13 protein-coding genes are annotated in these 13,641 nt (G+C 59.1%); 4 read left to right on the forward strand and 9 right to left on the reverse strand.

Annotation, left to right across the window (positions count from 1 at the left end):
• Nucleotides 1–570, reverse strand: a 570-nt coding sequence (gene argB, locus F8J34_RS06090) for an acetylglutamate kinase (protein ID WP_297057192.1), incomplete at its 3' end; no start/stop codon positions are given.
• 146 nt (nucleotides 571–716) lie between these two features.
• Here argB and F8J34_RS06095 point away from each other — a divergent pair.
• Nucleotides 717–1,313 carry an RNA ligase partner protein gene (locus tag F8J34_RS06095; protein WP_297057194.1) on the forward strand — a complete coding sequence of 199 codons (597 nt, stop codon included), beginning with the start codon at nucleotides 717–719 and terminating at the stop codon, nucleotides 1,311–1,313.
• On the opposite strand, the gene F8J34_RS06100 is transcribed toward F8J34_RS06095, so the two are convergent.
• From F8J34_RS06100 to icd, 4 genes are all read right to left on the reverse strand, one after another.
• The gene (locus F8J34_RS06100) at nucleotides 1,314–2,441 is read right to left on the reverse strand and encodes a KamA family radical SAM protein (protein WP_297057195.1); all 1,128 of its coding nucleotides are present in this window, start codon (nucleotides 2,439–2,441) and stop codon (nucleotides 1,314–1,316) included.
• A 131-nt stretch (nucleotides 2,442–2,572) separates the two neighbouring features.
• Nucleotides 2,573–3,058 (reverse strand): LPS assembly lipoprotein LptE, encoded by a 486-nt coding sequence (gene lptE / locus F8J34_RS06105; protein WP_297057197.1) that lies wholly within the window; start codon nucleotides 3,056–3,058, stop codon nucleotides 2,573–2,575.
• A 19-nt stretch (nucleotides 3,059–3,077) separates the two neighbouring features.
• The gene (gene leuS, locus F8J34_RS06110) at nucleotides 3,078–5,666 is read right to left on the reverse strand and encodes a leucine--tRNA ligase (RefSeq protein ID WP_297057199.1); all 2,589 of its coding nucleotides are present in this window, start codon (nucleotides 5,664–5,666) and stop codon (nucleotides 3,078–3,080) included.
• 21 nt (nucleotides 5,667–5,687) lie between these two features.
• On the reverse strand, nucleotides 5,688–6,911 hold the full coding sequence (gene icd / locus F8J34_RS06115; RefSeq protein WP_297057201.1) for an isocitrate dehydrogenase (NADP(+)): 1,224 nt from the start codon (nucleotides 6,909–6,911) through the stop codon (nucleotides 5,688–5,690).
• Between the two features lie 163 nt (nucleotides 6,912–7,074).
• Here icd and F8J34_RS06120 point away from each other — a divergent pair, with 163 nt between their 5' ends.
• The gene (locus F8J34_RS06120; protein WP_297057203.1) at nucleotides 7,075–7,680 is read left to right on the forward strand and encodes a uracil-DNA glycosylase; all 606 of its coding nucleotides are present in this window, start codon (nucleotides 7,075–7,077) and stop codon (nucleotides 7,678–7,680) included.
• Nucleotides 7,677–9,008 (forward strand): nodulation protein NfeD, encoded by a 1,332-nt coding sequence (locus F8J34_RS06125; protein WP_297057205.1) that lies wholly within the window; start codon nucleotides 7,677–7,679, stop codon nucleotides 9,006–9,008. The genes F8J34_RS06120 and F8J34_RS06125 overlap by 4 nt, the downstream gene beginning before the upstream one ends.
• Here F8J34_RS06125 and F8J34_RS06130 read toward each other — a convergent pair.
• From F8J34_RS06130 to F8J34_RS06140, 3 genes are read right to left on the reverse strand one after another with little or no spacing between them, the layout of a single operon-like run.
• Nucleotides 8,979–9,719 (reverse strand): hypothetical protein, encoded by a 741-nt coding sequence (locus tag F8J34_RS06130; protein ID WP_297057207.1) that lies wholly within the window; start codon nucleotides 9,717–9,719, stop codon nucleotides 8,979–8,981. The two genes, F8J34_RS06125 and F8J34_RS06130, sit on opposite strands and share 30 nt — an antisense overlap.
• Complete coding sequence (locus F8J34_RS06135) at nucleotides 9,716–11,983, reverse strand: methyl-accepting chemotaxis protein (protein ID WP_297057209.1); 2,268 nt, start codon at nucleotides 11,981–11,983, stop codon at nucleotides 9,716–9,718. The genes F8J34_RS06130 and F8J34_RS06135 overlap by 4 nt, the downstream gene beginning before the upstream one ends.
• A gap of 3 nt (nucleotides 11,984–11,986) precedes the next feature.
• On the reverse strand, nucleotides 11,987–12,379 hold the full coding sequence (locus F8J34_RS06140; protein ID WP_297057210.1) for a chemotaxis protein CheW: 393 nt from the start codon (nucleotides 12,377–12,379) through the stop codon (nucleotides 11,987–11,989).
• Nucleotides 12,380–12,443: 64 nt separating this feature from the next.
• Between F8J34_RS06140 and nikR the strand changes: the two genes are divergently transcribed.
• A complete protein-coding gene (gene nikR / locus F8J34_RS06145) occupies nucleotides 12,444–12,863 on the forward strand; it encodes a nickel-responsive transcriptional regulator NikR (RefSeq protein ID WP_297057212.1) in 420 nt (139 codons plus the stop codon).
• Here nikR and fmt read toward each other — a convergent pair.
• The coding region (gene fmt / locus F8J34_RS06150) for a methionyl-tRNA formyltransferase (RefSeq protein WP_297057213.1) at nucleotides 12,860–13,641 on the reverse strand (782 nt) is incomplete at its 5' end. The two genes, nikR and fmt, sit on opposite strands and share 4 nt — an antisense overlap.

Genomic DNA, 13,641 nt, shown 5'->3' on the forward strand with positions numbered 1-13,641 from the left:
GGCTTCTCCCTCCGGCCCCACCCCCACCGGAGCGATCACCGGAATGAACCCCTGCTCCATCAGGGTGTGTAAGACCTCGGGATTCACCCGTTTGACCTTTCCCACCCGGCCGATGTCGATGATTTCCGGGGGACGATCCTCTCCGGTATAGCGATAGACCTGCATCTTTTCGGCTTCGATGAGGTCGCCGTCGCGCCCGGAAAGCCCCACCGCCCGACCCCCGTGACGGTTGATGAGACTTACAATGCTTTTGTTGACCGTGCCCACCAGGACCATCTCCACCACGCTCATGGTTTCCGGGTCGGTCACCCGCTGCCCCTCCACAAAAACGGGTTTAAGCCCCATGCGCTGCATGACCTCGCTTATCTGCGGCCCGCCGCCGTGCACGATAACCGGCTTGATCCCCACGTATTTCATGAGCACGATGTCCTGGGCAAAGGCCTCTTTGAGCTCCGGCTCCACCATGGCGTGGCCGCCGTACTTCACCACCACCACCTTGCCGTAAAAGAGACGGATATAGGGCAGGGCCTCGATCAGGACCCGAGCGGTGTCTATCTGCGGCTGGGACATCTCTTTACCCCAGGTTTTCTCCCGTCCCCGGGAGGGATTTATGTCTGTCCCTGGTATATACAAAAGATAGGATAAAGCGTCAAATCTATCTTGGCGGCGGAATAATTCTTAGATATGCTACGCATAGATTAATTACCTTCGGGGGTTTGGAGATCGTCACTCCGGAAAGGGAACGCCTGATACCGGATACCAGCATTTTTACCAATCCGGATGTATATCGTCAGTTCGGAGAGACTCCGGCCGCAGCCTTCAGGAAGTTTCTGGAACTTGCCGCTGAGGCCGAGGGCCTTTCCGTGTATATGCCTTCTTCCATTTACGAGGAACTCAAAAAGATGGTCAAGGAACTACGCATCCCTCCCCGCGCCCGGGCCGTATTCAAGGTCAAATCGCCTCGCAAATATGAACTTCAGATCCCGGCCTTCCTGCTTTATGAATTTATAGAGGATCTGCGCAAAAGAATAAACAAGGGGCTGCGAGTGGCCGAGGAAGCGGTGCGACTTTCCAGCGGGAAAAACCCGGGGGAGGTCATCAATACCCTGCGTCGCAAGTATCGGGAGGCCCTGCGCGAGGGCATCCTGGACAGTCGGGAGGACCTGGAACTTATCCTGCTGGCCCTGGAGCTGGACGGGATCATTCTTTCCGCCGACCGGGGAGTCCTTCTCATGGCCGACAAATTGGGTATTCGGTACGTACCCCCGCAGGAGATTCGTGAGACCCTGGAGGGCTTCCGTTATCTGGAATGATTAGACCGGAACGGCGTTCCCCAGGGGGACCTCTTCCACCAGCTCCTGATAATCGTCGAGCCAGTAAGCGGTGGAATTTCGCCGGTAGAGCAGGAGTTTTCCGGTGTCTTCCTCCCGGGCGGCCCGGTGAAACTTAAAAATAACCCATTCCCGGGTGAGACCGGCTATTTCCAGTTTCCCCATAGCATGGGACATTACGAAACGTACCCGTTTGGCCACACCGGAGACCATTCCACGGGCGGCCTCGAAGATGCGATATCCACGCTCGATGGGCACGGCATAGGGCTTGTTGCCCAGGGTGGGCCGGCACTGGAAGACATAATAAGGGGAAACCCCCAGGGAGGCCAGCTCCCGGAAGAGCTCGGCCAGGATCTCGGGATCGTCGTTTACCCCGGCCACCAGAGGACACTGATTGAGTATCTGGACCCCGGCCTTAAGAAGGAGATCGCAGGCCTTACGGGCCTCGGGGGTAAGCTCCCGGGGATGATCGAAGTGGCTGACCAGGTAGATCCTCTTCCCCGGGCGGCTATAGTTTTTCAAAAGTTCCAGTAATTCCGGATCGTTGAGAATACGCTCCGGCCAGTAGGAGAGGATCCGGCTGCCCAGACGGATGAAACGCACGTGAGGCACCCGGCGCACCGCCTGGATCAATTCGCGCAAACGGGGAGTGGGAAGCATCAGGGCATCGCCTCCGGAAAGAATGACGTTGGTGATACGGGGATTTCGCTCCAGATAACGAACCAGGGCCTGAACATCCCGCAGACGTTCGGGGCGCCCTTCCGAACCCTTGAGAAAGAGCCTCTTCCGGAAACAGTATCGACAAAGCCCCGCACAACGATCCGAGGCCAGCACCAGGACCGTGGATTCGTATTTGTGCTGCACCCCTTCCATTACCGTGTAATTGGCCTCGTTGGAGGGATCTACCCGACCCCACGATTCGAGCTCGGCCGGATCGGGAATTACCACCCTGCGGAGAGGATCCGCCGGGTCGTTGAAGTTAATGAGTCTCAAATAATAGGAGGTACAAAAAAAGGGATACCTTTCCGTGACCTTCTCCAGCTCCAGCCTTTCCTCTTCGGCCAGGGGAAGCTCCGAAAGCTCCCTCACAAATTGCACCTTGTGGGGCACGATATCACCTCCTTCCGGCCAAAATAACCCAAAATAAAGAAACCGAACCTCTTGAGGGGGCTATGTTCTTAAAATAACGGCTATAAAAGAACTGTCAAGGTGAAGAAAATGGCCATAAGGCAGAGAAAAACTTAAAAAGATGAAGTTATTTGATGGTAAATAATTTCAGCCAGATCCCCGGATAGCTTCCGAAGCGCGGACTCCCTTCCCGGATCGAGTACCCCGGAGGCGGTGCCCTCCACGGGATAGTTTTCGTAGCGGGAAAGGTTGCGGTTCTCCCATACCAGGCGCCCGCCCCGGGTGCGCAGGCTTACCCTGAGCCTTATGGAGATGCGTCGTTCCAGAGTCTGAGTATAAACATTGTAGGAAATCCCCCCTATGGAAAGGCTCAAAATTTCTCCGGAAAGGATCAAATCGGCCTGTTCCGGAGAGGAAGCCAGCTTGAGGATCCCGGAGCGGGCCCAGCGTTCGCGCAGGGCCTGAGCCAGCCATACCCCGGCCCGGGTCTCGGAGGTCCGGTTGCGAAACACCTCCACATAGATGGTGTGCCAGGAAGGCTCGAAACCCGGCGGTCGCCCCCGCACACGGTACCCGCAGGCCGTAAGAACCAGAATCAACCCCAGGCCCCATAAGAACCTAACCCGCCACAAAGTTGATCAGCCTCCCCGGAACAAAAACCACCTTGCGAACGGTCTTTCCCTCCAGATGCCGGCGCACCCGCTCCGAGGAAAGAGCCGCTCTCTTCACCGTCTCCTCATCGGCATCCGCGGGAAGACGCAGGTTGTCCCTTACCCTGCCGTTCACCTGGACCACGATGGTAATTTCCTCCTCCCGGGCTACCTCCTCGTCCCATTCGGGCCAGGAGGCCTCGGAGACCAGCCCCTCCTCCCCGAGCGCCGACCACAGCTCCTCGCAGATATGCGGAGTCATGGGAGAAAGGAGAAGGACCACAGCCCGCAGGCTCTCCTTTAAGACCGAACGAAAACCCGGGGTCTCCTCCGGGACCTCCTTCAGGGTATCCTCGATAAAGTTTACCAGTTCCATAACGGCGGCAATGGCGGTATTGAAATGGAGGCGTTCCTCAAGGTCCCGGGTCACCCGGCGGATGGTCTGATGGGTCTTTCTGCGCAGGGCCCGAAGCTCCGGAGAAAGATCCTTCCCGTCCCCGGTATAGGGAGACACCTCCCGGAGTTTATCCGCCCGATTCATGATCAACTGATACACCCTCTTCAGAAAACGATGGGCCCCCTCGATCCCCCGGTCGCTCCATTCGAGATCCTTTTCCGGAGGGGCGGCAAAGAGCATGAAAAGACGCACCGTATCCGCCCCGTAGCGCCGGATCATCTCATCCGGATCCACCACATTGCATTTGCTCTTGGACATCTTCTCCGGGCGCCCCACCATGACCTTTTCGCCGCAGCCCTCCTTGAGACAGGTCCCCTCCGGTGAGACCTCCTCGGGATAGATCCAGCCGTGGCGCGGACACCGATAGGGTTCCTTGATCACCATCCCCTGGGTAAGAAGACGCTCAAAGGGCTCGTCCAGCTGCACATACCCCAGATCACGAAGCACCCGGGTGAAAAACCGGGCGTAAAGCAGGTGCAGGATGGCGTGTTCGATGCCCCCGATATATTGATCCACCGGAAGCCAGTAGTGCACCCGCTCCCGGTCTAGAGGTTCGCGGGCGTCCGGGCAGGCGAAGCGCAGAAAATACCAGGAGGATTCCACGAAGGTGTCGAAGGTATCGGTCTCGCGCCGGGCCGGACCGCCGCACCGGGGGCACCTGGTCTTCACAAAACTCTCAAGCTGAGGAAGGGGGGAACGCCCGGCCTCGTCAAGCTGCGCGTTTAAAGGAAGCTTGACCGGGAGGTTCTCCGGTTTTTCCGGAACCACGCCGCAACGCTCGCAATAGACCACCGGAATGGGACAACCCCAGTAACGCTGACGACTCACCCCCCAGTCCCGAAGCCGGTAGGTAATCCTGCGGCGCCCCACTCCCAGATCCTCCAGATGCTCCACGATCTTTCGTTTGCCCTCCTCGCTGGGAAGACCGGAAAAGGGCCCGGAATTCACCATCACCCCCGGGTCCTCGTAGGCGGCCTCCATGGTCTCCGGATCCAGATCTCCCTCCGGGGGCCTGATCACCACCTTTATCGGAAGACCGTACTTTTTTGCGAACTCAAAATCCCTCTGGTCGTGGGCCGGAACGGCCATGACCGCCCCGGTGCCGTATTCCATGAGCACGAAGTTGGCGGCAAAAATCGGTACCCGCTCCCCGGTGAGAGGATGGATGGCGTGGGCCCCGAGGAAAAGCCCTTCCTTCTCCGCGACACCCTCCTCGATCTCGCGGCGCTGACGCCGACAACGCTGGCGAAAGGCCTCGAATTCCGCCCGAAGACCGGAATCCTCGGCCAGTTTTTCGGCCAGGGGATGTTCCGGAGAAAGGGAGATAAAAGTTACCCCGTAAAGGGTATCCGGGCGGGTGGTAAAGACGGTGATCTTCTCGGAAAGGCCCTCCAGCGGGAATTCGATCTCCGCTCCCTCGCTCCTTCCGATCCAGTTGCGCTGCATGGTAAGGACCTTCTCCGGCCACTTGCCTTGAAGCCTTTTAAGGCCCTCCAGGAGTTCCTCGGCATAGGCGGTGATCCGGAAAAACCAGCCCTCCATCTCCCTCTGGGTGACCTCGGTACCGCAGCGCCAGCAGGTCCCGTCTTCCACCTGTTCATTGGCGAGCACCGTGTGACAGCTGGGACACCAGTTGACCAGGGTCTTTTTCCGATAGGCCAGCCCCCGCTCCAGCATCTGGATGAAGAAGAGCTGTTCGTGGCGATAATACTCGTGGTCGCAGGTGGCAAACTCGCGGGTCCAGTCGTAGCTGAAGCCCAGGCGACGCAGCTGACGCCGCATGTAGTCTATGTTGTCGTAAGTCCAGTCCGCGGGATGCACTCCGTGACGCAGGGCGGCGTTTTCCGCCGGAAGCCCGAAGGCGTCCCAGCCCATGGGGTGAAGCACGTTAAAGCCTCGCATCTTCTTGTAGCGGGCCAGGACATCCCCGATGGTATAATTTCGCACGTGGCCCATATGGATCCGCCCGGAGGGATAGGGAAACATCTCCAGGACGTAGTATTTGGGTCGGCCCGGATCATCCACAGCGCGAAAGATCTGTCTTTCCTCCCACACCCTCTGCCATTTGGTTTCTATCTCCTCCGGTCGATACTCCGCCATACCTCCCCCCTTTGGTCCAATTTAAAGGCCGCGGATGTTTTCGATTACCGCCTCCCCGAATTCCGAACACTTCACCTCCCGGGCCCCCTCGATCTGCCGTGCGAGATCGTAGGTCACCACCTTCTGTTGCACGGTGCGGGTGATCCCCTCCCAGACCAGCCGGGCCGCTTCCTCCCAGCCCAGGTACTCGAGCATCATCATCCCGGAGAGGATGAGAGAACTGGGATTGACCTTGTCCTGACCGGCGTACTTGGGGGCCGAACCGTGGGTGGCCTCAAACACGGCGTAACCATCGCCGATGTTGCCTCCCGGAGCCATACCCAGCCCTCCTACCTGGGCCGCCAGGGCGTCGGAGATATAGTCCCCGTTGAGGTTGGGCATGGCCAGCACACTGTAATCCGCGGGGCGAAGAAGGGCCCACTGGAACATGGCGTCAGCGATACGATCCTTGATCACCACCACCCCCTGAGGGACGCCCTGGGGATAACGCTCGGCCACCTCGGCCTCGGGCACCGTGACCTCCGGAAACTCCTCCCGGGCCAGCTCATAGCCCCACCTGCAGAAGGCCCCCTCGGTGAACTTCATGATGTTCCCCTTGTGGACCAGGGTAACACTGGGTTTGCCCCGGGCAAGGGCGTACTGAATGGCCTTGCGCACCAGGCGTTTGGTCCCGAAGGGGCTTATGGGCTTGATGCCGATGCCGGAGTCCGGACGGATCTCCTTCCCGAATTCTTCCCGGATGAATTCGATGAGCCGCCGGGCCTCCGGCGAGCCGGACTCCCACTCGATCCCGGCATAAACATCCTCGGTGTTCTCCCGGAAGACCACCATGTCCACCTTTTCCGGGTGTTTTACCGGGCTGGGGGTGCCGGGCACCCAGCGCACCGGCCGCACACAGGCGTAAAGATCCAGGGCCTGGCGAATGGTCACATTGAGACTGCGAATGCCCCCGCCCACCGGGGTGGTAAGCGGCCCCTTGATGGCCACCACGTGTTCCTTTATGGCCTGAAGGGTCTCCTCCGGAAGATAGGACCCGGTGGCCTCCCTGGCCTTCTCCCCGGCCAGGATCTCCTTCCAGTGGATGCGACGACGCCCTCCGTAGGCCTTCTCCACCGCGGCATCCAGCACCCGCTTCATCACCGGGGTGATATCCACCCCGATTCCGTCCCCCTCAATATAGGGAATGATGGGCTCGTCGGGGACATTCAAGCTTCCATCGGGATTAAGCGTAATCCTCTGCGCCATGGACCGTCCTCCTCTCGATGGTTTGTTCGGTATCTGCGGTTTCTACCTCAAAAGCCCCTTCTTTACAATCCCTCCCCCCGGACGCTAAATTGTAACGATGAGAGACGCCCTAAGGCTCCTGCGTTCTTATTTAGAATATTTAAATCTTCTGGGAGTAGAAAGTGTGCCTTCCTATCCGGAAATCCGTAATTTTCTGGACCTGGATCCCGGGATCCCGGGGACCATGGAGGACCTGATCCGCGAAATCCAGAGGTGTCATCGGTGTGCTCTCCATCGCACCCGGACCCAGGCCGTCCCCGGAGAGGGGCCTCATCCCTGTTCCATCCTCCTGGTGGGGGAGGCCCCGGGGCGAGAGGAAGACCTGGAAGGGCGCCCCTTCGTGGGACGGGCCGGGGAGCTTCTCACGCGGATGCTTTCGGCCATCGGTCTTTCGCGAAGGGAGGTTTACATCACCAACGTGGTTAAATGTCGTCCTCCGGGGAACCGCACGCCGGAAAAGGAAGAAATCGAGGCCTGTCGTCCCTATCTGGCCCGGCAGATAAAGCTGGTAAAACCCCGCATAATTCTGGGGCTGGGCTCGGTAGCGGCCAGAAGCCTGCTCCTTACCGAAGAGCCTCTCTCCCGTTTGAGGGGGCGGGTTCATTATCTGGAGGGGATCCCGGTGATACTCACCTATCATCCCGCCTATCTCCTGCGCAACCCTGCGGCCAAACGCCTGGCCTGGGAGGACCTGCAACTCTTTAAAAAGACCCTGGACGGTATGGCATGAGCTTTCAGGTGAAGCAAAGGTTCTGGAAGATCCTGTTGGTGATTCTGGGGCTCGGGGTCTTCTGGATACACCCGGTTCGGGGGCAGGCCGCGGGCCCGGTTCTGCTGGTCCAGCTTGATGATGCCATCACCCCGGCCTCGGCGGCCATGTTGATAAACAGCCTGCGGGAAGCCCGCAGACAGGGTTTTCAGGCCGTAATCTGGGAGATCGATACCCCCGGAGGGCTGGTGGAATCCACCCGAAAGATCGTAAAGGCCATGCTGGCCTCTCCGGTGCCGATAATAGTCTATGTGGCTCCTCCGGGAGCCCGGGCTGCCTCGGCCGGGACCTTCCTGGTGCTTGCTTCCCATGTAGCGGCCATGGCCCCGGGGACCCATCTGGGAGCGGCCCACCCCATAACCCTCATCGGGGGGAAACCGGACCCCAAAACCCTTCAAAAGATCGAAAACGATCTGGTGGCCTGGGCCAAAAGCCTGGCCCACCTGCGCGGACGTAACGAAAAATTTGCCGAGGCCGCGGTGCGTGAAAGCCAGACCCTCACCGCCGAAGAGGCCCTGCGTCAACGGGTGGTGGATCTCCTGGCCGACAACCTGAACGAACTTCTGCGCAAACTCAACGGACGCCGGGTAAAAATGGAAAACCGGGTGGTGGTTCTCCGGACCCGAAACATCTCCGTGGTGGTCTATCGAGAAGGACTCAAAAGCCGCATCCTGCGTCTCCTGGCCCACCCCCAGATAGCCTATTTCCTCCTTATGCTGGGGCTGGCCGGTCTCTATTTCGAGCTCTCCCACCCGGGAGCGGTATTCCCGGGGGTGCTGGGGGCCATCTGCCTGGTGCTGGCCCTCTTCGCCCTGCAGATCCTTCCGGTGAACTATGCCGGCCTTCTGCTCATCTTCCTGGCCGCGGTGCTCTATTTCCTGGAGATCAAGGTAACCAGTTACGGTCTCTTGACCCTGGCGGCCACCATCTCCCTTTTTCTGGGCTCGCTCATGCTCTTCGGAAAAAATCCCCAGGGACTTCGACTGCCCTACGGTTTCCTGATACCCGTGACCTCGGCTATAAGCCTTTTCTTTCTGACCATAACCTGGCTGGCAGCCCGGGCCCTGAGACGCAAACCCTTTTCCGGACGGGAAGGTCTGCTGGGTAAGGAGGGACGCTGCCTAACCGAAGTGGGGCCATCCGGGGGACAGATCTTTCTGGAAGGTGAGATCTGGCAGGCCGTGGCTGATGAGCCCATCCCTGCAGGCTCCCCGGTAAAGGTGGTGGCCCAGAAGGGGCTCAAGGTCAGGGTATCTCCTCTAAGGGACGAACCCTCGGAAGGAACTTAAGTCCGGAGGGGAAGCCAGAGGAGCAAAAAAGAATTCCCGGGAACGATAACTCAACAATACCGATTTGATTCGGGAGGCCAGAGAGGGAGAAAGCCGGCGGTGAAAAAAGACCACCCAGCGCACCTTTCCTTCCAGACGAATGATCTTCAGCTTGGAGGCATAGGGACGAGCGGCCCGCAGGGAAACCATCCCCAGTTTCTCCTTCCCATTTAAGACCGCAAAGACCACCAGGGGTTCCGCCCCCAGGAAACGGACTCCTTTAGGGGGGAAAGCCCCCAGACGGGAGGAAAGATAGGCGGCCTGGGCCAGGTAGCCCTCGTAAGAATAGGGCCACACCGCGGCTTTGCCCCCGGAGAAATTGGATCGGAGAGTGCCCCGGCGAAAGATGATCACCGGGGTGCGGGGATCTTCCATCCATAACACCCCTCGATAGGGGGCCCGGAGCAGAAAACAACCCGGGGAAGCCAGGGCCAGATGAAAGCGCCCCTGCCGGAAGGCCTGTTCAAATTTGGGCCAGGGAAGGGGTTGCAACCGGACCTTTCTTCCCAAGTCCTGTTCCAGAAAAAGGGCCAGGGGCCTGAAACGCAAAAAGGTGTCCCGCACCTCCGAGGAGACCAGCACCCCGAAGACCAGAGTTTCCGCCCGCAGGGGGGAAACCCACAGACTCAGGATACCCACCAGGGCCAGGAGCAAGGTCTTCCCGGATCTCACAGGGACGATCCCACCCGGAAGTAACTCACGGCTTCGTGAAGTCTCTCCGCCACCTCCAGGAGTTCCTCCACGTCCACCTGGATTTCCGTAGCGGCCTCGGCGTTCTTCGAAGCCCCCTGCACCACGGTCTGCATGCGGCGACGGGCCTCGGCAGTTTCCTCTCGCTGGGTATTGGTGTCCCGGCTGATAAGGTTGGCATGTTCCACGATGGTGCCGAAGACCTCGCTCAGGCGATCGGCCACCTCGGTGATGGTTCCGGTAACCTCCAGGATCTCCCGGCTCACCTTACGCAATTCGAACATGGAACGGGCCGCCTGGTGTCCCAGATCTTCCTGTTTTTGTGAGGATTCGAAGATTTCGCGGGCGGCCTTTTCCAGCTCCTCCATAGCCTGGGCGGCCTTACTTACCTCCTCGGCCTGGGCCCGGGTAATGGTCGCCACCTCCTGCACCTCCCGGTGATTGACCTCGGTGGCCTCCAGGATACCTTCCAGGGCCCGGGCTCCCTTTTCGGCTATCTCCTCACCCTTCCGGGCCTGCTCCACATTCTGTTCGATCAGGGAGGCTATCTCCTCGGAACTTTCGGCAATGCGCTCGGAAAGCCGCCGGATCTCCTCCGCCACCACCGCAAATCCACGCCCAGCCTCGCCGGCCCGGGCCGCCTCGATGGAGGCATTCAAGGCCAGAAGATTGGTCTGATCCGCGATGTCTCGAATAAGATCGATGATTTCGGACATGTGGGTTACGCTTTCCACCACGGTCCGCATGGTCTGGAGGGACTCGCCGAGGGCCTCCTGACCGGTGCGAACCTGGGACAGGGCCTGAGCCGCACGCCTGGCCGCCTCGTCGCTTCGGGCCATAGCCTTACGCATCCCCTCCGCGGCCTCGGCCAGGACACGGGCCGTTTCCGCGGAGACCCGACTCTGGGTCTCGGCCTTCTCCCGCACCTCCTCGCTCATCAAAACCATGTCCTGAACCTGGTCCAGGGCCACGCCTCCCTTCTCATGGTTTTCCGAGGAAAGGGCGGAAATCCTTTCCGCTATCCGCGACAATTCGTTTACCGTATCCTGGGCCTGACTCACCGCCCGGGCACTCTTCCCGGCCTCTTCCTCTATTTCGCGGGCCAGCCCTTCCAGCCCCTCGATGAGCCGGAAAACCCCCTCGCTCTCCCGGGCATTAGTCTCGGCCCGCTTGACGATCTCCCGGGCACTGTTGGCCAGCTCCCGGGCGTGTTCACGCAGGGTGCTTTCGGCGGTGGAAATCTCGCGCACCGTCTCGGCCAATTTTTCCAAGAACTGGTTGATGGTCATGGCCATATCCGCCACCTCGGGCACCCCCCGGGGAGGCATACGTCTTTCGAGATCGAAACTTCCCACGATCTCCTGAAGATTGCGCAACTGCCCCAGCAGGGGCCGGGTTACATTCCTTTCCAGAAGGAGAAATAGAAGAACGACCAGGATTCCTCCTATTCCCACCAGGGCCATAAAGAGGCGCTGATTAAACTTCAAAAAGAGAGCCAGGCTTTCCTCGGGCACCGCCAGGCCCAGAGCCCATCGTTTCCCCAGCACCGGAAGGGGACGAACCGAAGCAAAATAGACCCTGTCCCCCAGGCGAACCCGGGTGATGCTCGCCCCCAGCCTGGAAATTCCGGGAAAGGGTATGGAGCTCCAGATCAACCCCTTCTCTCCCTGAAGGAAGGCCTGCGCCCCGGGAAGGATAAGCATATTTTTTATTTCCGTTCCCAGCGTATGCACCGGAATAAGGGCCAGAAGCCATCCCTTTTCTCCTCCCCCGCCCTGCACCAGCGAACCGATTCCCAGATACTCCGCCCCCTTGAACTTCAACTTTTCCAGGACAAAGACTCCCGGCTTTCCCGGCAGAACCACCTGAAGGGTATGACCGAGACTTTCGGGCCTCCCCGCGGCAATGACCTTCCTTCCGGAATCAAGAACCCAGATATCGTGATAGATTCGATACACGGAAAGCAGATTACGAAGGTAATCATTGGCCCCGGCCTGCCCCCCGCCGATGAGCACGGAGGTCTTTATCACCTCCGTACCGCTCCAGCTCTTCACCTCCAGGGCCGCCTGTTCAAAAAAGTCCTGCAGACGGGCCCTTAAGGTGTGGAACTGGCTGGTAAAACTCTCGTGCAGGTTCCTTCGGAGAAATTTCTGGGTCTGAATATGGTGATAGAAGAGGACCCCCTGAACCACCAGAAAAGCCAGAACGGCCCCCAGAATAAATCTCGCCCTGAAGCCCCATCTCATACCCTAGCCTCCTTTTAAAATAAGGTGAGGATCCACCAGCAGGGCCGTACGGCCCCCGAGAAGGAGCTGCCCTTTTATGCCCGGAGGCATGTCTTCAACCGGTTCAACCGGATCTTCCACCTCGTAACGGGCCCCCAAACGCGAAGCCCCCAGCCCCACCGGATCCTCTCCGGTGCTGACCACCAGGTAGCGCACCTCGCCGGGAGAGGTTCCCCCCAGGTATCTTTCCAGATCCACCACCGGAACCGTCTGCCCCCGGAAAAAGGAAAAACCCACCAGCCACCCCGGCCCCCAACGAGCCGGAAGGATGCGCTCGGCTCTGGAAACTCCCTCCACGGTTTCGATCTCCAGGGCAAAATAGTGCTCCCCCTTCCAGAAGGAAAAGTACACACCCATTGAGCTTATTCTAAGCTAAGGTTATTTTAAAAGTCAAGGAAAGACTTTCATGGAGGGAAACTCAATGAGTGATCTGGTAAGATTCGGTGTATCCATACCGGCTTCTTTATTGAAAAAGTTCGATGAATACATTTCTCGTAAACACTATCAGAATCGCTCCGAAGCCATACGTGATCTTATCCGCGAGAAACTAGTTGAAGAAGAGTGGCGACACAGTCAGAGCGAAGTGGTGGGAACCATCAGTTATGTCTATAACCATCACAAACGAGAATTGACCGATCGTCTCATTGATATTCAGCACGATCATTATGCTCGAATCATATCCACTCAGCACATCCATCTGGATCACGATCACTGTCTGGAGGTCATTATCGTAAAGGGCGAGGTAGGAGCGGTGCGGGACCTGGCGGATCGGATCAAATCCCTAAAGGGCATCCTTCATTGCAGTCTCTCCATGACCACCACCGGAAGAGAACTGGCTTAGATACCGAGACGGGTACCGGGTAAAAGGCGGTGCCCCTTGAGAAACTCGGCCACCGGAATCCGGCGTTTTCCTTCCAGCTGGACCTCGGAGACGGAAAGCACCCCCTGGCCGCAGGCGACGAAAAGCCGCCCCTCCCTCACTTCAAGAATGGTCCCCGGAGGATCCGAGGGGTTTTCGGAGAGCACTCCGGGACGAAAGAGTTTAAAGACCTTTCCCTCTAAAAAGGTAAAAGCCCCGGGGCGGGGATCAAAGGCCCGGATGCGTAAAGAAAGTTCCCCTGCGGAATGGGAGAAATCAAGCCGCGCGTCCTCTTTTTTTAGGGGAGGGGCGTAGCTTGCCCCCTCCTCGGGTTGCGGCCGGGGTCTAAGGCGGCCCTCTTTGTGAAGCGAAAGGGTCTCAAGCAGGGCCTCGGCCCCGAGCACGGAAAGCCGGGCGTAAAGCTCTCCCCCGGTTTCCTCCTCGCCTATCTCGGTCTCCTTCTGAAGGAGGATGGGCCCGGTATCCAGCCCCTCGTCCATCTGCATGATGGTGATCCCGGTGCGGCGTTCGCCCCTTAAGATGGCCCAGCGGATGGGATCGGCCCCGCGATAGGCCGGAAGAAGAGAGGCGTGGATGTTCCAGCACCCGAGACGCGGAAGCTCAAGCACCTCGCGGGGGAGGATCTTCCCGTAGGCCGCAACCACGATAAGGTCCGGGAAGAAGGCCTTGAGCGCGGAAAGAAATTGGGGGTCTTTAAGCCTTTCCGGCTCAAGCACCGGAAGACCCGCGGAAAGAGCCA

The organism is Thermosulfurimonas sp., from assembly GCF_015491435.1.
GTDB lineage: Bacteria > Desulfobacterota > Thermodesulfobacteria > Thermodesulfobacteriales > Thermodesulfobacteriaceae > Thermosulfurimonas_A.